Source organism: Thalassotalea montiporae, from assembly GCF_053485855.1.
The window spans coordinates 153,187-174,175 of the sequence record NZ_JBQRUO010000005.1; the positions used below are offsets into that span (position 1 = coordinate 153,187).

General features: G+C 42.1%; 21 protein-coding genes. 14 read left to right on the plus strand and 7 right to left on the minus strand.

What is annotated here, in order from left to right; all coding sequences use genetic code 11:
* The first annotated feature begins 17 nt into the window (after nt 1-17).
* The gene (locus ACSLUR_RS14925; protein WP_448555854.1) at nt 18-341 is read left to right on the plus strand and encodes a hypothetical protein; all 324 of its coding nucleotides are present in this window, start codon (nt 18-20) and stop codon (nt 339-341) included.
* Between the two features lie 173 nt (nt 342-514).
* Here ACSLUR_RS14925 and ACSLUR_RS14930 read toward each other — a convergent pair whose 3' ends face one another.
* On the minus strand, nt 515-772 hold the full coding sequence (locus tag ACSLUR_RS14930; RefSeq protein WP_448555856.1) for a DUF2999 family protein: 258 nt from the start codon (nt 770-772) through the stop codon (nt 515-517).
* A 222-nt stretch (nt 773-994) separates the two neighbouring features.
* On the opposite strand from ACSLUR_RS14930, the gene ACSLUR_RS14935 reads away from it, so the two are divergent.
* Nucleotides 995-1,390 carry a response regulator gene (locus tag ACSLUR_RS14935; RefSeq protein WP_448555858.1) on the plus strand — a complete coding sequence of 132 codons (396 nt, stop codon included), beginning with the start codon at nt 995-997 and terminating at the stop codon, nt 1,388-1,390.
* Between the two features lie 81 nt (nt 1,391-1,471).
* On the opposite strand, the gene ACSLUR_RS14940 is transcribed toward ACSLUR_RS14935, so the two are convergent.
* Nucleotides 1,472-2,332 (minus strand): LysR family transcriptional regulator, encoded by an 861-nt coding sequence (locus ACSLUR_RS14940; RefSeq protein WP_448555860.1) that lies wholly within the window; start codon nt 2,330-2,332, stop codon nt 1,472-1,474.
* Nucleotides 2,333-2,431: 99 nt separating this feature from the next.
* Here ACSLUR_RS14940 and ACSLUR_RS14945 point away from each other — a divergent pair, with 99 nt between their 5' ends.
* Nucleotides 2,432-3,496 carry an HlyD family secretion protein gene (locus ACSLUR_RS14945; RefSeq protein ID WP_448555862.1) on the plus strand — a complete coding sequence of 355 codons (1,065 nt, stop codon included), beginning with the start codon at nt 2,432-2,434 and terminating at the stop codon, nt 3,494-3,496.
* A 23-nt stretch (nt 3,497-3,519) separates the two neighbouring features.
* Entirely contained in the window at nt 3,520-4,560 is a 1,041-nt protein-coding gene (locus ACSLUR_RS14950) for a DUF2955 domain-containing protein (RefSeq protein ID WP_448555864.1), read from the plus strand.
* Nucleotides 4,561-4,672: 112 nt separating this feature from the next.
* On the opposite strand, the gene ACSLUR_RS14955 is transcribed toward ACSLUR_RS14950, so the two are convergent.
* Nucleotides 4,673-5,836 (minus strand): alkene reductase, encoded by a 1,164-nt coding sequence (locus ACSLUR_RS14955; RefSeq protein WP_448555866.1) that lies wholly within the window; start codon nt 5,834-5,836, stop codon nt 4,673-4,675.
* Between the two features lie 84 nt (nt 5,837-5,920).
* Here ACSLUR_RS14955 and ACSLUR_RS14960 point away from each other — a divergent pair, with 84 nt between their 5' ends.
* Nucleotides 5,921-6,814, plus strand: a complete 894-nt coding sequence (locus tag ACSLUR_RS14960; RefSeq protein WP_448555868.1) for a LysR family transcriptional regulator — start codon at nt 5,921-5,923, stop codon at nt 6,812-6,814.
* Nucleotides 6,815-6,923: 109 nt separating this feature from the next.
* Here ACSLUR_RS14960 and ACSLUR_RS14965 read toward each other — a convergent pair whose 3' ends face one another.
* The 3 genes from ACSLUR_RS14965 to ACSLUR_RS14975 all read right to left on the minus strand — a co-directional run bounded on the left by ACSLUR_RS14965 (nt 6,924) and on the right by ACSLUR_RS14975 (nt 10,675).
* Nucleotides 6,924-8,957 carry an EAL domain-containing protein gene (locus tag ACSLUR_RS14965; RefSeq protein WP_448555870.1) on the minus strand — a complete coding sequence of 678 codons (2,034 nt, stop codon included), beginning with the start codon at nt 8,955-8,957 and terminating at the stop codon, nt 6,924-6,926.
* Nucleotides 8,958-9,029: 72 nt separating this feature from the next.
* Nucleotides 9,030-9,572, minus strand: coding sequence for a YfiR family protein (locus tag ACSLUR_RS14970; protein ID WP_448555872.1), 543 nt, complete (start codon nt 9,570-9,572; stop codon nt 9,030-9,032).
* 38 nt (nt 9,573-9,610) lie between these two features.
* The gene (locus ACSLUR_RS14975; RefSeq protein WP_448555874.1) at nt 9,611-10,675 is read right to left on the minus strand and encodes a transporter; all 1,065 of its coding nucleotides are present in this window, start codon (nt 10,673-10,675) and stop codon (nt 9,611-9,613) included.
* A 467-nt stretch (nt 10,676-11,142) separates the two neighbouring features.
* On the opposite strand from ACSLUR_RS14975, the gene ACSLUR_RS14980 reads away from it, so the two are divergent.
* The 5 genes from ACSLUR_RS14980 (at nt 11,143) to ACSLUR_RS15000 (ending at nt 16,491) form a co-directional block, all read left to right on the plus strand.
* Nucleotides 11,143-11,865, plus strand: a complete 723-nt coding sequence (locus ACSLUR_RS14980) for a sulfite exporter TauE/SafE family protein (RefSeq protein WP_448555876.1) — start codon at nt 11,143-11,145, stop codon at nt 11,863-11,865.
* 237 nt (nt 11,866-12,102) lie between these two features.
* Nucleotides 12,103-12,912: a hypothetical protein gene (locus ACSLUR_RS14985; protein WP_448556009.1), complete on the plus strand. Its 810-nt coding sequence runs from the start codon at nt 12,103-12,105 to the stop codon at nt 12,910-12,912.
* Between the two features lie 195 nt (nt 12,913-13,107).
* A complete protein-coding gene (locus ACSLUR_RS14990; RefSeq protein ID WP_448555878.1) occupies nt 13,108-15,186 on the plus strand; it encodes a S9 family peptidase in 2,079 nt (692 codons plus the stop codon).
* 240 nt (nt 15,187-15,426) lie between these two features.
* On the plus strand, nt 15,427-15,657 hold the full coding sequence (locus ACSLUR_RS14995) for a DUF350 domain-containing protein (protein ID WP_448555880.1): 231 nt from the start codon (nt 15,427-15,429) through the stop codon (nt 15,655-15,657).
* A 3-nt stretch (nt 15,658-15,660) separates the two neighbouring features.
* The gene (locus ACSLUR_RS15000; RefSeq protein WP_448555882.1) at nt 15,661-16,491 is read left to right on the plus strand and encodes a transglutaminase domain-containing protein; all 831 of its coding nucleotides are present in this window, start codon (nt 15,661-15,663) and stop codon (nt 16,489-16,491) included.
* A gap of 120 nt (nt 16,492-16,611) precedes the next feature.
* Here the strand turns inward: ACSLUR_RS15000 and ACSLUR_RS15005 are convergent, their stop codons facing one another.
* A complete protein-coding gene (locus ACSLUR_RS15005; protein WP_116018757.1) occupies nt 16,612-16,842 on the minus strand; it encodes a glutaredoxin family protein in 231 nt (76 codons plus the stop codon).
* A 244-nt stretch (nt 16,843-17,086) separates the two neighbouring features.
* On the opposite strand from ACSLUR_RS15005, the gene ACSLUR_RS15010 reads away from it, so the two are divergent.
* The 4 genes from ACSLUR_RS15010 (at nt 17,087) to ACSLUR_RS15025 (ending at nt 20,499) form a co-directional block, all read left to right on the plus strand.
* Nucleotides 17,087-17,545: a YHS domain-containing (seleno)protein gene (locus tag ACSLUR_RS15010; protein WP_116000615.1), complete on the plus strand. Its 459-nt coding sequence runs from the start codon at nt 17,087-17,089 to the stop codon at nt 17,543-17,545.
* Nucleotides 17,546-17,728: 183 nt separating this feature from the next.
* Nucleotides 17,729-18,187, plus strand: a complete 459-nt coding sequence (locus tag ACSLUR_RS15015) for a VF530 family DNA-binding protein (RefSeq protein ID WP_448556011.1) — start codon at nt 17,729-17,731, stop codon at nt 18,185-18,187.
* Between the two features lie 395 nt (nt 18,188-18,582).
* Nucleotides 18,583-19,902 (plus strand): spinster family MFS transporter, encoded by a 1,320-nt coding sequence (locus ACSLUR_RS15020; protein WP_448555885.1) that lies wholly within the window; start codon nt 18,583-18,585, stop codon nt 19,900-19,902.
* A gap of 447 nt (nt 19,903-20,349) precedes the next feature.
* Complete coding sequence (locus tag ACSLUR_RS15025; protein ID WP_448555887.1) at nt 20,350-20,499, plus strand: hypothetical protein; 150 nt, start codon at nt 20,350-20,352, stop codon at nt 20,497-20,499.
* Nucleotides 20,500-20,989: the final 490 nt, after the last annotated feature.

Below are 20,989 nucleotides of genomic sequence, written 5' to 3' on the forward strand. Positions count from 1 at the left end.
ATATTTAGGGGCTAAATATGAAATATTTTACACTACTAGTACTGTTATCCATCACTACCAGCCTTCTAGCTTCACCTAATGATAGTAAATTAGAGAAGATTTATAGTCATCAAGGCTATCCCTACAAACAACTGATTAATCGCGCCAACGAAGTTAAGCTTAGCTTTACCGAAACTGAATTAAATAGCACAGTGACTTGTCACGTGCTGGTTCAGTTGAATAATCAATTGTTCGAATCGGAGCAAGTGTCTATCCCTCAACAGGCTTTTGCTGAAAAGCCGTTGGCTAGCTGTTTAGATCGTCAGCAAGCGAAAAAACTTTTAGCTGCCTCATTTGATTGATTAATTGGTTTGGCCGGCTCGCTTGATTGCAATAACCGACGCGTATGAAGAATACTTAGAATAACTAAGACGACAACGAGTTTATGTTATCGTCTTAGCTTTTTTAGCAGCTAAAGCTGGCTGAACTGTCTTGTTTAGAAGTGATAAAATAGAAAAGGTAGTTTTTTATTCGCTTATTGACCTTGTTTAAAGGCTTGTTTTGCTTTTTCCATCGCCTCAACATCTAATCCCAATTCTTCAACCGCTTCTTTAATTAAGCCAGGGTTGGTCATCACTTGCATCATTACTGGTTGTAATTGTTCTTGTGGGATCCCAAGGGCAGCAATAGTATTCATCGCCATTAGAGGGTTGGTTGTTAATTCCGCAAAAATTTCTTTGATTTGATCTTCAGCAATGTTATTCGTTTGTAAAACTTGGATAATTGGATTCATTAATATAGCTCTTTGTATCAGAAAAACTTAACCATTATAACGGTTGTAATTTTATGATTCGAGCAGCAACTATATGTACTTATTTTAGGTATGAAAAACGTATTCAAGCCGTCAAAAGTTAGACTGTATAGTGAGCGGTAACTAAACCCTTGCAATGCAATATTTGGTGCTATAGTTGAATAAGTCGTTGTGTATTGGCAAAAAATAAAAGGGAATAGAATAATGCGAATATTAGTCGTTGATGATATGGACTCAATGCGTCATGTAATGATTCGTATGCTAAAAAGTATCGGTTATGAACAAGTCGAAGAAGCGGTTAACGGCATCCAAGCGTTAGATTTACTCAAAGCTCGACAATATGATGTCATCATAACCGATTACCATATGCCCAAATTAGACGGTTTCGGATTACTTCAGCGTATACGAGGTAACGAGTCGTTAGCGCATATACCTGTACTTTTAGTGACTTGTGAAGATAAGCGCAGTGAGGTTGAGCTATTTATTAAAGCTGGTGTTAACGGCGTAATGTTTAAACCTTTCACTGCCAACACATTAATCAAGCAGCTTAATTGGATTAAAGAGTCGCTGGTGAGCAAGCAAACCGCTTCTGTTGGCTGAATTTATACTAATTAAAGCCAGTATCGCGCTAATTGATGCTTGAGTGAAGGGCTGAATCGCTAAACTTAGCATCGGCACTGCTTAGCTGTATTTCTCACGGAAAATATCAATTAGCGCTTTCACTTTTCGTGGCAAGTATGACGAAGAAGGATAAATCAGCGTTAAATGCTGCTCTGGGTAACTCATCCCCGTTAACACTTCCACCAAAACACCCTGCTCTATCGGTACTCTCGTGTTAACTTTCGGTAAAAACGCTATGCCAGTGCCTGATGTTGCCATGTTCAAAAGCACATAAAGGTCATCAGATTTTAGTGCAATATTTAGGTGTGGGGCTAACAAGTCGGCATTGTATCGATTAGTTAAAATTCGGTGCTCTTTTAAATCAAGCGGTGACGATATTTTATTGTGGCGAGCCAAATAGTCTGGTGATGCAACAAGGTGACAACGGTATGGCAACACACTAAATTGAACATAACTATTGTCAGCCACTTTAACTACACTTGGTAGCACTTGAATATCGAACGACTGACGCTTTAAATCAACGCCCTCTTGGTGATTCTCAACTTCAATATTAATGTCTGGATACGTTTCAATGTATTCCGTTAATATATTGTTGAATAAGTTAGTACTCATTAGCGCCGAAGGTATCGCAATACGCAATTTCCCTGACAGCTCGTCTAAATCTCCTGTCAGCGCATTCACACCATCTAGTATTTGCTCAAGTGGCTGCTTTGTTAAGGCAAACAACTCCTTACCTTGAGTTGTTAATTCAATGTTACGAGTTGTACGAATTAGTAACTCTGTGCCCAATGCTTCTTCGAGCATTCGCAATCGACGACTGACCTTCGAGCGTTGCAAACCGTTGGCATGTGCCGCCGCGCTTATGCCTTCGTGCAGTACGGTTTGAGAAAATAAGTAAATATCGTCTAGATTAGCTTTCATTGTCCTATTTTTAGCACTTATGTGTGTTATCTATCATTCTACTGCACAACCGAGAATATATATATAATTCGCGGGATTTTGGTAACTGAGGTAACAGTTTTGTCTGCTGAAAAAACGTTTAAGCGCTGGATGGGGTCATTAATTGTCCTATTTATTTTACTATTTGCATATATTGTTGTTGCAGATCGCCATGCGCCATTAACAAGTGAAGGTCGTGTACAAAGCTATGTAGTTCAGCTATCACCTGAAATCACAGGTAATGTCGTTGACGTGCATGTTCACAACAACCAGCAGGTCAATAAAGGCGACGTTATTATCTCGATTGACCGCCGTAAGTTTGAAATTGCCTTGGATAAAGCCAAGCTATCTTTGCAATCGGCCATTGATCAAGAGAACACCCTTTACTCGCAACGTGAAGCAGCACAAGCGCGAATCGCACGTGCTAAAGCGACCTACAATAACGCTGAGCTTGAACATACCCGTATTGAAAAATTATTTGACCAAGCATTAATTTCAAAAGCGCAATTAGACGACGCGCTTGCCGCGTTGCAAGTCGCTTCAGCAAACCTAAGAGCAGAGCAAGAAAGCCTTAATGTCGTTGAGAGCCAATTAGGTGAAGCACGCGGTCAAAGTACCCCAGTTAAAATTGCACGTAATAGCATAGAACAGGCAGAGCTTGACTTGCAGTACACGCAAATTATCGCACCAAACGATGGTATTGTTACTAACTTGCAAGTACAAAAAGGTACTATCGCAAGAGCCAACCAGCCAATCTTAACCTTTGTCCCAACTGAAACTATGTGGGTAACGGCAGACTTTCGTGAAAAGTCGTTGGCCAACACCGCACAGGGCAACAGTGCTTTTGTTACCTTTGATGCTTTTCCCGGCAAAATTTATCGCTTTAGCTTAGCAAGCCGAGATTTTGGTATCTCAGCCGTGCAACAAGCGCCTGATGGCACTCTAGCAAAAGTTGAAGTGAACAACCGCTGGGTACGAGATGCGCAGCGTATTCGCGTGAACTTTGACAGTGAAGATGAACTACCTTCAGGCTTATTCGTTGGCTCACGTGCAACGGTGACCATCTACCCAAGTGATAGCGATTTCTGGTCAATGATGGCAAAGGCACAAATTAAATTAGTGAGCTGGTATCACTACATTTACTAACGCGTATTGACGGAGCTATTGGCATGAAAGCAATGCGTATTTGGTTTGTCAGCTCACTTGGGTTGGCACTGAGCATGATATTTGACTGGAACTACGGCTTCTTGGCCGTACTTATTCCAGCCTTTGTGCTTAACTTAGAGAAAGGATTTGGGCTGCCATTTATTGTCATGTTGGTGTTTTCCATCATTTTTGGCTCAGCCGAAGCAACCATTATTCTCGAGCTATTCCAAGCGCACCCGTTATTACTCACTGGTGCAGTTGCCATCTTTATGCTGATTAAATGCATTGCCATGATGCACCAAATTACTTACTTATTTGGTTTTATGGGGATCTTTATTGGCTCTATGGTGTTTAATTACGCCAGCTATGACTACTTTGATATTACCGATTTTAATATCAACATGTGGATTATCGCACTCATTAGTGTCTTCAACTACTTACTTGCGCACTGGCTGTTTCCTGATCCCAAAGGTGCTGAGCCTGCGCCAGAAGAAGACCCTTTTGCCGCTAAAACGGAAGCGGAAAAAATTGCACAAGTTGCAATGGGCTGGATAGTTGCTATGAGCTTGTTCTTTGTTTTCCAAACCATGGATCTGATTGACTCACTGCCAGTACTTGTTTCAGTGGTTATCATGCTGTCACCGCTGAGTCTGCAAGGTGGTATTGGCGTTGGCAAAGTGCGTGTTATCGGCACGGCACTAGGTTGTATTATGGGACTTGTCCTGCATGTAATGCTAGGCAAATGGATAAACAACCCACTGCTATTCTGGCTTGGTTTCACTATTTTGATGGGCGTGATTAGCCTGCTATTTAACAAAGGCATGATCCCATCAGCGATAGGCTTTTCAGCAACATCGGCATTTTCCGTTCCGTTGACAACCGCCTTTATTCCAGGTCAGCAAGATGCGACCTTCTCAATACTCTATCGCTTTAGCTCTATCTTTGTTGGTGTTGTCGTTTTGGTCATGGTGATGACCATTGCCCACCAAAGCATTAACAAATTTATTATTGGTCCTAAGCAAAAGCGTGCAGCGCGCAAGCTTGGCGATAAAAAGCCAGCTTAGCAAATGCTCTGAAAAACGAGTTAAAAAAAATAGTAATATCAAAAATTTAAACGTAAAAAAGCGAACTTAATTGTTCGCCTTTTTTGTACTTTTTAAGTTAGAACGGACTAACTTACACGGCTTGTGCATCAAGCTCTTTGTTGCTACGAGCGTTCTCATTAAAAACAGGGTAATCGGTATAACCGATATCAGTACCACCGTACATCGTTGTTGGGTCAACAGGGTTTAATGGCCAATTATTGGCGATGCGCGCCGGTAAATCGGGGTTAGCAATAAAACCTCGACCAAAGCCAAAAATATCACCCAGATTTTTCGCTAACATTTGCTCCGCTCGTTTTGCGGTGTATTTGCCAGCATACATCACCAAGCCGTCAAAGTTATCTCGAACACCTTGGTAAAACGCTTCTGGTAAACCTGAAGCCTCATCCCAGTCAGCTTCAGCGAGTGACACATAAGCTATGCCAATGTTGTTAACTGTTTTAACTGCCTCGATATAAGTCTGCTGTGGATCACTCTCGACTAACCCAAGGTACACCCTATCTTCAGTGGTGCTTTCAAACAATGGCGCAAAGCGAACGCCGACTTTATCTGGCCCCATGACATCAGCAACCGCTTGAGTGATTTCTTTCAAGAAGCGCAATCGATTCTCCAAACTACCGCCGTATTTATCGGTGCGCTGATTGGTATGCTCAGAAATAAATTGGTTAACGAGGTAACCATTGGCACAATGCAATTCAACACCGTCAAAACCCGCCGCTTTCGCGTTTATCGCTGCTTGTTTGTATAGGCCAATAAGTTCTTCTACTTCGCTGGTCGATAATGCTCTTGGTTGGCTTGGTTCAGCTAAAGCGCCTTGGCCAGGGGCAGTTTCAATGAAAACGCTTACCGCATCTGCGCGAATTGCAGACGGTGCGACAGGCGCATCACCATTTGGCTGAAGCGATGTATGCGAAACACGGCCAACGTGCCAAAGCTGCGCGAATATTGTGCCACCAGCTTGGTGCACGGCATCCGTCACTAAGCGCCAGCCAGCAACTTGGGCTTCACTATAAATACCAGGTGTCCAAGCATAGCCTTGACCACGAGGTTCAATCTGAGTTCCTTCGGTAACCATAAAGCCGGCGCCAGCACGTTGAGTGTAATATTCCGCCATAAGCTGGTTGGGAATATCACCCGGTTGTGAGCTGCGAGAACGGGTTAATGGCGGCAGTACAATACGGTTGCGTAATGAGTATGGCCCTAAATTAACAGAGCTAAATAATGAGGAATGCTGCATTTTATTTCCTGTAGCGAATTTTGTATGGAATTTTAGATTCGCCAAGATACAATTAAAAACAACTATTAACTGTTAGTGTTACAAGTGAATCTTTTATCTAAAATCGATATTCGACAATTGCAAGTGCTCAAAGCACTACTGGAAAAGCGCAACCTGTCAAAAGTAGCAGACCAACTTGGCATCAGTCAGCAAGCGGTAAGCGAACAACTAAAGAAGCTTCGCCACAATTTTGATGATCGCTTATTTATACGCACCAGTAATGGTGTTGTGCCAACGCCTTTCGCGCAATCACTGCAAGTAAAAGTGACTAGAGCACTGGCGAGCATTGAAGATCTTTTGGTCGCAGAAGAGTTCGACCCAAGAACCATTAGTACAACATTTACGATCTGCTCTACTGATCTTGAGCAAACCGTCATACTGCCAAAATTTCTTACCCTATTGCGCAAACATGCGCCCAAGGTGAAGCTGGCAGTAAAAACATTAAGCCTGGATGATATCGACTCTAGTTTGCTTACCGGCAAGGTGGATTTGGTAATAACTAACCCGATGTTTGCACCGAATAACTACCCGAGCGCAACGCTTTATCAAGAGCAATATTTATGTGTTGCCTCGAAAGATAACCAAGATATAGCTGTTCAGTCGAGCATTAGCGATGTCGCAAAGATCCCTCAACTCGTAGTGTCACCTTCAAGAGGAGAATTTAGTGGCGCAGCCAATAAATGGTTTGCCGATCAAGGTCACCCGAGAAATGTCGTACTTTCCGTACCAACATTTACCGCGGCTAAGGCATGTATTGCTCATAGTGATTTATGTGGATTTATACCTGCTCGCTTGCTACCCGATCCAACGTTGAAAATTATTAGCTTAGACAAACAAGTCCCGGGATTTGATGTCATTGCCGTATGGCATCAACGTTCAAGCCAAGACAAACTGCATACGTATATTCGCGAACTACTAATGCAAGCTGCGAGTGAATAGACCAAATAGTGTTGTTAGCATCAAGGAAAACAGCGTACTGGTCATAGACGTTTGTAGTTTCGTTAACAGGCATAATCTTCCATGCACTGCCAGTTCTCACGAATTTCTGCTAGGCCTCGGTTAGCAAAGACTTTTCTAGGAAGGTTTCGGTTAGCTGCTGAGCGGTTAGCGGTCGATGCAAATAGTAGCCCTGCACAAAATCACAACCGTGCTTGTTGAGAAAATCTAGTTGTGCTTGGTTTTCTACACACTCAGCGACCAGTTTTAACTTCAAACTATGGGCAAGCAAAATAGTAGAGCACGCAATCCCGCGACTTGACTCGTTTTCCTCTAAGTCATTCACAAACATACCATCGAGCTTTAAGGTATCAACGGGCAGGTTTTTCAAATACTGTAGCGAAGAATAGCCAGTACCAAAGTCATCTATGGCAATGCGAATACCTAGCGCTTGTAATCGCTTTAGCTGAGTGATGGTTGTGGTTGAATGGTCTAAAAATACGTCTTCGGTAATTTCTAGCTCTAGCTGATGATAACCAATCCCAGCTCTGCTCACTTGTGCTTGGATAAAGTGATATAAGTCAGGCGCGAGTAAGTGACTAGAAGAAATATTAATGCCGACCACTAAGTCGGTGATGTCTTGTTCACGCCATTTTTTAAGCTGTTGGCAAACACTCGCAATGACCCATTTGCCAAGTTCATTAATGTAACCAATCTCTTCCGCGACAGGGATAAAGTCAGCAGGGCTAACTCGGCCAAGTTGAGGATTGTGCCAGCGCAACAAGGCTTCTGCTTTTCGATAGCCACCATTACTCAGGGATACCTGAGGCTGATACACGAGATAAAATTCGTTGTTTGCTACCGCACTGCGAAGATTATTTTCAAGCTCGAGTCGCTTGTACGACAATACATTCATGTCCTTGTTATACAAACTATAGTTGCCAGGGCCTTTCGCTTTAGCGAAGTACATGCTGGCATCAGCATTTTTCAGCAGTGTTGTGCTATCTTCACCATGTTCGGGGTAAATACCCACACCAACACTTGTGCTAACGTGCAGCTCTCGGTCTTGCAGTTTAACTGGTTGAGCAAAGAGTTCATTAATCAAGTGCGCAATATTCGTTGCTTCTGCTTCATGAGGCAGCTGCTCAATCAAATAAACAAACTCATCACCACCAAGTCTTGCCACCACATCAGAGCTTCTGCAAGTTTGCTGGCTTAATCGAGACAAGCGACTGGCTATTTTCTGCAATAGTTGATCGCCGACGTTATGCCCTAAGCTGTCATTGATGATTTTAAAGCGATCAATATCCATAAATAGTACGGCAAGCTGATGGCCGTTACTTTTTGCCCTTGAAATCGCGTCATCTAGACGCGCCATCAACAAATGGCGATTAGGCAACTGAGTCAACGAGTCAAAATTGGCCTGCGTATACAATTGCTTGGTACGCTCATCGACTAATTTTTGCAGATTGTCACTGTGTTGCGTTAGCTTGTCTTCGCGCTCTTGCACGACATCAAGCATATGATTAAAACCATTTGCTAAGGTCGAAAACTCATCTTGGCTAGTTAAGCTAAGTCGCCCTTGATAATCTTTTTTCTCACTTATTTGTTCAACGTACTCCACCATCGACGCCAACGGCACTGTAATAATCCGCTGTAACAGCCGTGCAAGCACGTAGGTCAAAAGTAAACTCAAGAGCAAAACGCTCAGAATGACCTTTTGATAATACGCTCGTTTATCGTTAATTTTGTCAACATTGGCGCGAATATACACATACCCAAGCAATTCACCTTCAAGTGTTACTGGCTCAACCACATCAAAGTAGTTTGCCATCATCATTGGGCTATTGTTGAGGTTTAGTGTCGCCGGCTTTAGCTGGGTATTTTTATCAGACTCGGCAAACAAAGTATTGTCAGCAAGTAATACTGCGACGTATTCAATACCGTTTTTATTGTTGATTAACCGCAGGGTATCGCGCACGGTTGGCAGATCGTTAAAGGCAAGTGCAGACTCAATCGTAGCGCTAATCAAAGATGCCTGTATTTGCACAGTACTAATTTCTGACGCTTCTATCTGCTTAATTTCGTGACGGTAAATAAACAGTGTTGAGCTGGTTAGCACAATCATGCTAATAAGCATCATCATAAGGCTCAACTTATAGCGAATGGATAAACGTCGAATTTTGTTTAGCACTGCTGACAACACAATCTCGTTCCTTTATCGTCCAGTAATTTTCGCTAATTTTAACAGTTGAGAGCTCATTGCTAGCCCTTGCTGCTTGACTTTGGCTAAATTAATCTCAAATTTTAGCCTGCTTTGTGCCAAATAGAAGTTCACCATTCCACCAGTATCGATAAAGTCTTCATGTTGGCCGACAAGTAATATACGCTGTTGTGTGGCCAGATATTCAGCACTTGGCAAACCACTAAAAAAAGCAAGATTGCATCGTTCAAGGCTCTCGCCTTGTGAAATACGATGAATTTGTATGCTAGTTGATGCGCCTTTTGCCACTTTCGCGGCAAGTACCTGATCAATAAAGCCACCAAACATATCGTCACCGACTAAGCACAAGTGAATTTCACTAGAGTTATCTGTCCACTGCACATAGCTAGGTAATTGCAATAAGAAGCCAGCCATTACCTGATATTTTGTGCTAATTTCATCATTAGCACTTGAATGCGTCAGCGGTGCTAGGGCTAAAATTAACGCGAATATTGCTAACCTAACGTTTTGAAAGCGTTGAGTAATTAACTGAAACATGAAATAGCGAGCGTTGTGCTGTATTAAATTAGTGATAATTAGAACTCAGTTTGCCAACGCACTGCCGCATTGCCTTTTTCTTTGGTTTGAACACCGTTTAGCGATTGATAAACTGGCAAGCTATATTCCAAAGAAATTGTATGATCTGCTAACGTAAACTCTACGCCAGCAGCCGTATTCACTTGGCGACCACCATAGTTATTCGGATTCGTAATATTGGCTGGGTAAGGGAAAGGACCTGGTACCGTTATTTCATCATCACGGCCATTAATGCTGCCCCAATCGTGATAACTAACTTTGGCAAACGGCTGAACGCTATCGTTGATAGCTAAGCGTGCCCAAGTAGATAACGCAAATCGATTACCTAAACGGTAATCGCGATCGTTCTTACCTGTTCTCAGTTTTACAAATAAGTCAGCACCCAAGCGCCAATCACCAAGCGTGTGCTGATAGCCTAAGCCACCGACAAAGTCCCAAGTACCCGAGCCAAGCTGCATCGTATAAGGCAGCTGTTGGTCACCAGCAGCCCTTGGGGTATCCCCTTTTTGATCAATCGATCCGGTTGGCAATGAAACACCAACTGAATAGGTAATTTGACGCGCTAAATCACGGAATAACACTGCTTTATAGTCAATTGCCAAATCACCTAACCCCTGTGAATCAATGGTAAATTCAGGGTAGCTGGGCACAATACTGATATGATCTGTACTTTGGCGGATCAGTGGAATGGATAAACCAATCGATTGATTTTCATCGATGCGATAAGCCAGCTGTGAGATCACTGCTTCTTGCGTAATCACCGTTGGTAATATCGGGTAGTTACTGTCAGTGCGAACCTCTCCAGGACGAAATAACACCTCTTCATTGCTCAAGTCGGTGCTACCAGTCATGTAACCATCTAAACGCATTTGTTTATATAACACGCTTGCTTGCCAACGCTTATTTAACGTAGCGGCATCTTCAATGGTCAGCGAAAGTAACTGCTGCAAACTCATGTCAGCCATTTCTGAAGGGGTATTTGCATGCAATTGAAAAGAGGTTACTGACGATGCCAATAACAAAGGAACAACAACTTTTAAAGTAGAACTACAAGGATAATCCATTATATATCCATCACACTTTTTAAATGACGACAGTCCAACACTTAGTTGCCATTGAGCACACCAGCGCTTGAACACGAGTTGCAAATTATAAATTTTTTGAGTATTTATTCAAATCATACCTGTTAGCGCTTTCAATGTACCTTCAAAAACACTAACTCATATCGTTTTTCCGCATAGATTTGTTTTATACATACATAAAAGCGGAACAGTAGACAGGTGATATCGCTTAATAATTTCGCACCTAATGCAATTCACAGATAAAAGTGCTCACAAGTCACACAATCTTACAGATTCAATCGTTAAATTGCATATAATAAGAGGCTCTCGTGGCATCTCAAATCAAAGCGCTAATACTGCGTTTGCACAAGGACTGCGTTTGCACAAGGCAAAGCTAGCAACCTAACGCTGTTAGTTTAGTCACACAAATCAGCTACTAAAATTGAACACTAACCTAAAGCATACGATCGATGGAATATAACCTAATAACCTTATTATTAATTAACCTAGTGGTATTCTTTGGCAGCTTACTGCAAGGACTGATAGGCTATGGTGTCGGTATGTTCTGTGCTCCTTTACTGTTTTTAATCAGCCCAACACTTGTGCCCGCACCGCTGATTTTAATTTCTACCGTACTCACCCTTATGATGATGGTAAGAGACAAAAGTCATTTACAGTTTGATCAAGTGTCTTGGGCAATGAAAGGTGGCTTTGTCGGCACAGTTCTGGCGGGGTTAGTATTGAAAATTGCCACGAAAGATCAGTTTGAATTGTTCTTTGGACTGTTAATCTTAACAGCAGTACTTATTTCACTGCTCGGCTTTAAACCTAAGGTCAATAAACGCAACAATGTTATTGCTGGCTTTACCTCAGGCTTTATGGGCACATTAACGGCTGTGGGCGGCCCGCCAATCGCCCTGCTTTACCAGCATGGCGCGATTAAAAATATTATCGCCAACTTAACCGCATTTTTCTTGTTTTTAAATTTCGTCGCGATTATTACGCTTGCCAGTATCGGTGAAATAACCTTTGAAACACTAAAAATCGTTGCTACTGCTACACCCGGTGTTGCACTAGGTTTATATACTTCCACTAAATTCCAAGGCATTGTCAAAGCGCATTTAGCGCAGCGCTGGATACTGGTGTTAAGCGCAATTACTGCCGTGATTGCAATTGTTAGGTCTTTTTATTAGCTTTGAAGGTAGACATATCGCTTAATACATTAGGGAAATAGTAGAGTAGTGAATACTTTAGGCAGTTTCTCGGTCTAGTGAATCAAACCATAATGACTTTATATTACTCAGCGACTCGTTAATGGCTTGCGCATAGCCCAATGAAATTAACTTAGCTAGAGTGGAATTACCTAGAGTGATATAAAGTAAAGTGCTAGTTTATCTAGTTCAAAAGCGAATTTTCAAAGTTACCCTATGCTGTTATCACTTTTCCAAACTAAACCCTACCTAGACGATTCAACAACACTCTGGATCCTCGATACTTACCATTGGGCACTCACCCATTTTGACGCCCAAGAGTTTAGAAACAATAGCCAGCTAGTATTGCCAACCAGCGATTTTTATCCAGGCAAAGTATCCAGCATTGAGGAAATGGCAGCGTCAGTATTTGAGAAAACGCTCGCCTATGCAGGGATGAAAAATTGGCCAATCAAGTTAATTTCACCAATGGCCTATCAGCAAAACCCGCAGTATCAACAAATGCCCAAATTGCACTTTGGTGAGGCCATTCGCGGTAATAAAGTACAGGTATTCACCAAAGACTTTAGCCAAAACGCAAGTCAATATGTGAATAACAATATCTATGTCAGCTATAACCCAAATCAAATTAATCAGCCACAAGACTTGGTGGCTTCATATGCCCAAGCTTTTGCCGCCATCTTAATCGCTCAAAAAGGCATTACCCCGCCCGGCGGAGAAAAATTTCTGCCGCAAGCGATAGATTTAGTCGCAAGCTTTTTAGGCTTTGGAGTAATGTTTGCCAACACAGCCTATCAATTTAAAGGCGGCTGCGGCAGTTGCTACAACAAGTACGCTAATCGTGAAGTGGCATTGCCCGAAAATGAAATGGTGTATTGTTTGGCCATGTTTGCGGTGTTAAAAGATATTCCAGTAAAACAGGTAACCTTACATTTAAAATCTCATCTGCGCGGCGAATTTAAAAAAGCGGTAAAAGAATTAACCGCGAAAAGTAAAACGCCAGAGTTTAAGTTATTGACGTCAGCATAGTCTAGGCCTAGCTGCGACCATCATTTGTAAACAATACCAGTCGTCTAAACTTACCTGCAAATTAACGTATTCTCGTTGCAGAGTAACTGGAATATCGGCATATTTGACCGACAGCTTTGGCCTTTTAAGGCTCAAGTAAAAAAATAGCTAGCGCCAGCAGCCAAAGCAAACAATAAAAACGATTGGAGTGACAACATGGTTAACAAGCTAGGCAAAATTGCCATTGCCTTATATCTGGTAGCTTCCCCTGCGGTGATGGCAGCTAACACCTTTAGTGCAGAAGATATCTTTTCACTGGAATACGCCAGCAATATACAAGTATCACCTGATGGTGAGCAACTGGTCTACATTCGAAATTCAAACGATATTATGACCGACGGCAAAAACAGAAATTTGTGGTTGGTTGATATTGATAGCAAAACTCAAGTTCCGCTGTTTTCTGATCACAAACAGTACTCATCACCCCTTTGGTCGCCAGATGGCAAACGCATTGCCTTTATCAGCAATTTAACCGGTTCTAGTCAAATACATGTGCACTATCTTGAAGAAAATCGCACCGCTTTAGTTAGCCAAATTCAGGGCAATATCAGTAATTTAACTTGGTCGCCTGACGGCCAATGGTTCGCATACCACCACAAGGTGAAAGATAAACGCACTTCGCTTGTCAAAATGCCGAAAAAACCAAAAGGTGCGAAATGGTCAAAACCTGTCACGGTTATCGACCAAGCCTATTACCAAGCTGACGGCCGAGGACTCGTCGAGCCTGGTTACCAGCATATTTTTGTGATCCCCGCTGATGGCGGCACGCCTCGCCAACTAACCAGTGGTAACTATCATCACAGCGGCAAGCTTGAATGGAGCCAAGATGGTAAGCAAATTCTTTTCTCCGCCAACCGAAGCAAAGATTGGGAATACAAACGCCTAGAAAGCGATTTATATGCGGTCAATGTTACTGACGGTGAACTTAGCCAACTAACCAATGTACCCGGTCGTGAATTCAATCCTGAGTTTTCAGATAACGGTAAGAGCCTCGCCTATTTATCCACCTCAAATGCACTTAACCCATATCGAAACGCCAAATTAAATGTGATGGATTGGGCGAATAAATCAAGCAAAGTTATCGCTGAAGATTTCGACCGTTCCATTCAAAACCCTAAATGGTTATCTGCTTCGCAATTAGCCTTTAGTTATGATGACTTTGGTAAGCGAAAAATCGCCACCATTACCACCAAAGGCAAAATAAAAGACCTTACCGATACAGTTACAGGCACTACTTTAGGTCGCCCTTATATCAGCGGTGAATTTGATGCCAACAGCTCAGGTACTATTGCGTTTACACACGGCAACGCACTGCGCCCTGCCGATGTTGCGGTGGTTTCTAAAAAAGGGAAAGTTAGCCAAATCACGCAATTAAATGAAGATTTACTAGCACATAAAACCTTAGGTGAAGTGCATGAAATTAACTATAAATCGTCATTTGATGGTGAGCCGATTCAAGGCTGGTACATTACCCCACCAAATTTTGACCCAAATAAAAAATATCCATTAATCGTAGAAATACACGGTGGCCCTCACCTAGCCTATGGCCCTCACTTCTCTGCAGAGCTGCAACGTTTTGCTGAACAAGGCTATGTCGTGTTTTATGATAATCATCGCGGCAGTAGCTCTTACGGTGAGCGCTTTGCCATGTTGCTCAAATACAAATACAGCTCGAAAGAAGACTTTGCCGATCACAACTCAGGTGTTGATGCCATGATTGATTTAGGCTTTGTTGATGACCAAAACTTGTTTGTCGCCGGTGGCTCAGCAGGCGGTATTGCCGCAGCTTACGCGATAGGTTTAACCGACCGATTTAATGCTGCCCTAGTCGCTAAACCCGTTATTAACTGGCTGAGTAAAGTGCTAACCGCTGACAGTGGTCTACTGCAAATTCCAACCCAGTTCCCTGGTATGCCGTGGGAGCACGTAGAACATTACTGGCAACGCTCGCCAATGTCGTTGGTTGGTAATGTCACCACACCTACTATGTTGATTACTGGCGAAGAAGATCTGCGCACACCAATGGCAGAAACTGAACAATTCTACCAAGCGTTAAAACTACGTAAGGTAGATACTGTATTAGTGAAAGTGCCAGGTTCACCGCACGGTATTGCTGGTAAGCCATCGCGCATGATCGCTAAAATTGAGCATACATTGGCGTGGTTTGAGAAATACAAGAAAGACACGCAAGAGGCGCAAGAGGTGATGATTAAAAAGCTTAAAGCAGCGAAATAAATATTACACCTCACTATAATCAATAAGCATTAAAGGGAGTTTGGCAACATGCTCCCTTTTTCTTCTGCTTTTTCAAACCGGTACATGTGTTAGCAAAATTCGTAAAAAAACGAATTCCCTTAATACAACCAATAACTCTCTTATAGTAAAGCTTCGACTTGCCAATCGAACTAGACAAGCCATCTAAGTCTTAGTTAAGGTATATAAAAAACGCCCACTATAAGAATAATAAGGTAAATCATGGAGTTTGATTTCTTAACTGCAAGTTTCATTAACTTGCTCATAAACCTGTCTTACACCTTCATCTCACTTTTCGTTGCCGTTTTCGCACTAATCATCGTGGACAAAAAGTTGTTAAAAGGCGTAGATATTCAACAAGAGTTAAAACAAAACAATATCGCAGTTGCCATTTTCGCCTCATCCATCATGATCTTTGTTGCTGTTATTATTAGTTTTGGCCTGCAATCCTAATAAATGAAACTTTTAGTCGCGCTTGTATTTGTCATCGCTGTTATTTTTATTTCTGCGTTTGATAAACCGCCAGTTCAAGACGACTTTGACCAGCGATTGATTTGGCGTGCGGAGCACGCCCAACAGAACATCAGCAGTTATTACACAACTAATCGCTATCAGCGTGGCAACATTCATGCACTTACCGAACAATATGTATTAACCGAACATGCTATGCAGCAGAGAGTAGCTCAATACACTAAGCGCTACCCACAGCGAGGAGCCTATCTACTTGAGTGGCGAGATTCACAGCGCAATACCATTTCACTATCAGCAATGGGCTTAGACTGGCAACATCATTTCGCTAACAGTTATTTGGTAGGAATAAGGCCGTTTAAAGTAGAAAACAAGTGGCTGCCTTTGTATACCATTGCCCAAATGAAAACCTATCAAACTGACAAATTACAGCATAGCGTTCCAGAACTATGGCAAAATTCCGCACAAGCCTACACTATGCCTAGAGGGGACTGCGAAGATCACGCCATTATCTTAGCAGACTGGTTAATATCGGAAGGAATAGACGCTAGAGTTGTCGGTGGTAAATATAAAGGAGGCGGTCACGCATGGGTAATGGCAATATTAGATGATCAAGAGTTTATCTTGGAAGCAACTAGTAAACGAAAAACCAAGCACTGGAATCACTACCCATTGGCAAGCCTCGCTGCCCATTACCAACCTGAATTTATGTTCAATCGTACTCAGTTTTGGTTAAATGAAAAGCCGCAAGTTACTGACAACTATCGCGGTCTGCACTGGCGAGAAATGAGTTACTTTAAAAGTGACCATCATAAATAAAAAACTTTTGTCAGAGTGTTCGACTTCTACCACCTTTGAGCCATTAACACCAATAATGTTAGCTGTATTTTGAGCTTGGTTAGCCCAACTATGGCCTCTCTAACACTAGTTTACAATTGCCTAACCAGCGCCATAGAGCTTTTTAAAGTTCTTAAGGTTCCACCCTATCATCACCTCATTACCAATTTTAAGCACAGGGACAGAGCGTGCGCCAATCGCATCTAACTCTTTTCTACCTCGCTGCATTTTCGCATTGGTTAATCGGTATTTAATACCATTATCATCTAAGTACTTTTGTGCTTCACGACAATGTGGACATTTATCTGAAATATAAAGAACAACGCGCTTCATAGCTGGCCTTTTAAGAATCGTAATTGGCTACTATTTTACTTTATTGCTCACACAAAAACAGCAAAGCCTAGTATGTAAAGCAAGGTAGAAAGCCTATCAAGATAAAAACACCTGCAACCCGCGCCGAACTCCCAAACAATTAACAACTAAATTGCCAATATCAGCAAAACAAATAAATATTCTTGAATAGGTTTTTTGAATTTTAAGGTCTAGGATTAAGTAACTACATTTTAAAGGAATTCTTATGCGTAAACTTGTATCAGTAATACCCGTATTATTTGCTTTGTTGTTAACTGCTTGTGCAACTGTGCCATCAACGCCAGTACTAACCCTTGAAGGCGCAGCTATTGGTGGTTACGACGTTGTTGCTTATCACACCGAAGAAAAAGCGGTAAAAGGTAACGAGCAATTTACTTCACTTTACAACGAATCAGTATGGCGTTTTGCGTCTGCTGAAAATAAAGCGAAATTTGACGCTGACCCAGTAAAATACGCGCCACAATACGGCGGATACTGTGCATATGGCTTATCAAATGGTTTTATCATTGATTCAGACCCAGAAGCCTTTAGCCTAGTTGACGGTAAGTTATACCTGAACAACACGCCAAAAGTTCGCGATATCTGGTTAGAAGACACGGCATACTACATTGAAAACGCCGATGTAAGCTGGGAAAAAGCGAAAGCTAAAGCTGCAGAAAAGTAAGCAATCTATCTACCTCTCTGATTAATGATTAAGAATCCGCAGCCTTTGCAGGCTGCGGATTTTTTATATATACCGCAAACCAACGCTCTTAAGCCTTATCTGACTTCTTATACTGAAATCTGTTTTTTGAATGAGGTGATTAACCGTTATAATAACCTTAGTTTTTATCAATTAGTCACTTTCATGAGCGAACAGTCAATTTACGAAAATAATCCATTACATGGTTTGAAACTCGAAACATTATTAGAAGAGTTAATATCTCACTACGGGTGGGAAATATTGGCCGAATATACGCGAATTAACTGTTTTAAAAACAACCCAAGTATGGAGTCTAGTGTTAAGTTTTTTAAAAAGACCGAATGGGCACGAGAAAAAATAGAACGTTTCTATTTATACGAATTTAAAAACCTACCCAAAGCACCAGATGATCAATTTGAAATCCCGCCAAGAGATAGAATAATCCCTGCTCATCAAAAGCCAAGATCGCCTAAAGTGTTAATTGCAGGCCAAGCGCCGGTGCCTAGACTAGCGCCAAAGGATAAAGGTAGCTTCAACGATAAGAAAAAGCCACATAAGCAAAGAAGTAAAGTTGATAAAGGGCATACGCCCCCAAAAAACCCGTGGGAGAATTCTCCTCAGTAACACCTTTGTTGGAATGCCAGCTGCACTAGTTCAAAAAAGAGGGAAAATCCAATTGTTCCCTCTTTCAAATTCAGACAACTACTCTCTGCGTTGCTCCTTTCGTCACTAAAGATCGCAGCTACATTCATATCACTGGAAATCAGCTACTTCTAATAGGATGCTGCCCCCATTTATAGCTCTGGCAAGGTAGCATTCGTAACAAGAAACAAAGCTAAATCGGGACGAAAGGCAGCTAAGCATTGCTGATTTGAAGTTGACCTAATTTAGTTCTTCTTATCACCAAAAAGCGATGAAGCTGTAAACAATTGTCTAACGAAACTATTGACTTATCAATGTTCTCGCTTGAGTATGAAATTCGCGCCAAATAATGATAATAACCACCTGAAGAGGGAACAATGACGCAAACGAACACTCAGCATCAGGGCGTACAAGCACCCACCAAAGAAGTGAGCTATGCCACTAAAGGACAAAAATATTACGCATTAGGCCTACTCACTATCGTTTACAGTTTTAACTTTATTGACCGACAATTACTGTCTATTTTGCAAGAAGGCGTAAAAGCCGATCTTGGTCTCTCTGATACGCAACTAGGATTACTAACAGGCTTCTCGTTTGCACTTTTTTACGTACTCGCCGGCATTCCAATTGCCAAGTGGGCCGATAGCGGCAATCGCCGTAATATTATTTCACTGGCCACATTTGTCTGGAGTTTAATGACCGCTGTCAGTGGCTTTGTTCAAAACTTTGTTCACCTGCTACTCGCCCGTATCGGTGTGGGTGTGGGTGAAGCGGGCTGTAGTCCCCCCTCACATTCGATTATCTCAGATATTTTTCCACCTAATGCCAGAGCGGGCGCATTAGGCTTTTATGCTACAGGTGCAAATATTGGCGTGTTGTTTGGCTTTTTGCTTGGCGGCTGGCTTAACGAATTGTACGGTTGGCGCGTTGCTTTTATTGTGGTTGGCGCGCCGGGTATTTTACTTGCCATCATAGTGCGTATGACCCTAAAAGAACCCATTAGAGGTTTGAGCGAAAACCGCACATCAACCGAACAAGCTCCAACCTTTAAGCAAGTGATCAGCTTGCTGTTTAGCCGTATGTCGTTTCGACATATTGCGCTAGCGTCAGCCCTCACCGCATTTGTCAGTTACGGCTTAGCGAGCTGGTCGGCGTCACTACTGATCAGAAATTACAATATGCAAACCACTGAACTTGGCATTTGGCTGGCGCTCATTATCGGTGTTGGTGGCGCTATTGGCGTCTTTAGTGGTGGCGTACTCGCAGATAAACTCGCCAAGAAAGATCAACGTTGGTACGCATGGTTACCGGGTTTAGCCTCATTAACAGCATTGCCGTTTTTAATTTCATTTTGTATTGCTACCGATAAAAATGTTGCACTGATCAGCCTAATTTTACCCGCTTTTGTCGGTAACATTTACTTAGGTGTTGTTGTCGCAACCATTCACAGTTTAGTTGGTTTGCGAATGCGCGCGGTGTCATCGGCGATATTTTTCTTAATCATCAATATTATCGGTCTTGGCCTCGGGCCATCATCAATTGGTTTCTTAAGTGATATTTTATCAGCAACACACGGTGACAAATCACTTGGCTTAGCCATGTTATACCTCTTACCAATTATCAGCTTTTGGTCTATTTGCCACTTTTATTTTGCTTCGAGAAACTTACGCGAAGATCTCGCTAACGCACCAGAATAAGGGCAACACTCCCCCTTTAACTCAATATTGAGTTAAAGGGGGAGTCCTCAGTAATACCTAGTTATATTTCTTGCGCTCGTATATCTGAACAGTAAAAAGACTTTATCGAATAGTTAAACATTCCGATTCAATTGCGGCAGTGGTCGCAGCCCCCAAACAGCGAAAACAACAAATAAAATTTAGGTGATTAAAAAATACCTGACAATGTAAAACCCCTGACGCAACGCTAGTTATCAGCATCCATGATGACGGTTAAATATTTTATTTGAATCGCTGACAAGGGATTGGTGTTGAATTCAAGGCTTATTGGTTTTACTGAAAGAAATCCTAGTGCATAGAAATTCATCACTAAACCTAAACGAAGCACTACTCTGCTTAACAAACACCTGAAATAAATAAACCGATTCATGTATTGCCTGCATGGATGCGGGCAAAAGCTGTTAGCACATGGATGTGCGTTACAGCTGTTACATCGAAAATCGATTTATTTATGAAAGATTAGCGTTTGGTAGCAGCGCCATGGGGTTCCAAGGGGACAGTGGCGTTAACGTCCCCTTGGGTGCCGTCGCCACCACGACAATAAACTGGATAGATTGACGAAAGTAAGAAAGTAAGAAAGTAAGAAAGTATTTAGACAAGTCAATGATTCTAACCCCGTTGATTCACTAACTGTACACATAGTCTAATTAAACTATGTGTACGCTTCTTTTTATATTTTCCAAATAAAGTAACTCACTTTGCGAAATTAACCCGAAATACACGCAATGTATTTAATTAGGGTATGACCCCATTTGTTCAAGGGAAAAAGCGTTTGTTTACCTCTTTGTTATTTCGGCAACTTCTCCCTGTGTTACCCTGCAAGCGACATTAGTCACCAAGCTCGAACGAAGCGTTAGTCTGCTTGGCAAAATGTCTGGATGATAAATAAATTTCAGCTATTGCCATCAGGGAAGATGGCAAAGTGAAGTAGCACATGGATGTGCTATCTGAACGATAGCTAGAAAAATTTATTTTTCAGTCAGGTAAAGCATTTTGTAGCAGCGCCATGGGGTTCCAAGGGGACAGTGGCGTTAACGCCCCCTTGGGT

Excerpts from the sequence above, each read along its gene's own strand:
- ACSLUR_RS14935 (WP_448555858.1), top strand. The coding sequence starts at position 995 with ATGCGAATATTAGTCGTTGATGATATGGACTCAATGCGTCATGTAATG.
- ACSLUR_RS14955 (WP_448555866.1), bottom strand. The coding sequence starts at position 5,836 with ATGCAGCATTCCTCATTATTTAGCTCTGTTAATTTAGGGCCATACTCA.
- ACSLUR_RS14995 (WP_448555880.1), top strand. The coding sequence starts at position 15,427 with ATGGAGTTTGATTTCTTAACTGCAAGTTTCATTAACTTGCTCATAAAC.
- ACSLUR_RS14930 (WP_448555856.1), bottom strand. The coding sequence starts at position 772 with ATGAATCCAATTATCCAAGTTTTACAAACGAATAACATTGCTGAAGAT.
- ACSLUR_RS14990 (WP_448555878.1), top strand. The coding sequence starts at position 13,108 with ATGGTTAACAAGCTAGGCAAAATTGCCATTGCCTTATATCTGGTAGCT.
- ACSLUR_RS14965 (WP_448555870.1), bottom strand. The coding sequence starts at position 8,957 with ATGATGATGCTTATTAGCATGATTGTGCTAACCAGCTCAACACTGTTT.
- ACSLUR_RS15000 (WP_448555882.1), top strand. The coding sequence starts at position 15,661 with ATGAAACTTTTAGTCGCGCTTGTATTTGTCATCGCTGTTATTTTTATT.
- ACSLUR_RS15010 (WP_116000615.1), top strand. The coding sequence starts at position 17,087 with ATGCGTAAACTTGTATCAGTAATACCCGTATTATTTGCTTTGTTGTTA.
- ACSLUR_RS14975 (WP_448555874.1), bottom strand. The coding sequence starts at position 10,675 with ATGGATTATCCTTGTAGTTCTACTTTAAAAGTTGTTGTTCCTTTGTTA.
- ACSLUR_RS15015 (WP_448556011.1), top strand. The coding sequence starts at position 17,729 with ATGAGCGAACAGTCAATTTACGAAAATAATCCATTACATGGTTTGAAA.
- ACSLUR_RS14940 (WP_448555860.1), bottom strand. The coding sequence starts at position 2,332 with ATGAAAGCTAATCTAGACGATATTTACTTATTTTCTCAAACCGTACTG.
- ACSLUR_RS14970 (WP_448555872.1), bottom strand. The coding sequence starts at position 9,572 with ATGTTTCAGTTAATTACTCAACGCTTTCAAAACGTTAGGTTAGCAATA.
- ACSLUR_RS15005 (WP_116018757.1), bottom strand. The coding sequence starts at position 16,842 with ATGAAGCGCGTTGTTCTTTATATTTCAGATAAATGTCCACATTGTCGT.
- ACSLUR_RS15020 (WP_448555885.1), top strand. The coding sequence starts at position 18,583 with ATGACGCAAACGAACACTCAGCATCAGGGCGTACAAGCACCCACCAAA.
- ACSLUR_RS14925 (WP_448555854.1), top strand. The coding sequence starts at position 18 with ATGAAATATTTTACACTACTAGTACTGTTATCCATCACTACCAGCCTT.
- ACSLUR_RS14980 (WP_448555876.1), top strand. The coding sequence starts at position 11,143 with ATGGAATATAACCTAATAACCTTATTATTAATTAACCTAGTGGTATTC.
- ACSLUR_RS15025 (WP_448555887.1), top strand. The coding sequence starts at position 20,350 with ATGGATGTGCGTTACAGCTGTTACATCGAAAATCGATTTATTTATGAA.
- ACSLUR_RS14950 (WP_448555864.1), top strand. The coding sequence starts at position 3,520 with ATGAAAGCAATGCGTATTTGGTTTGTCAGCTCACTTGGGTTGGCACTG.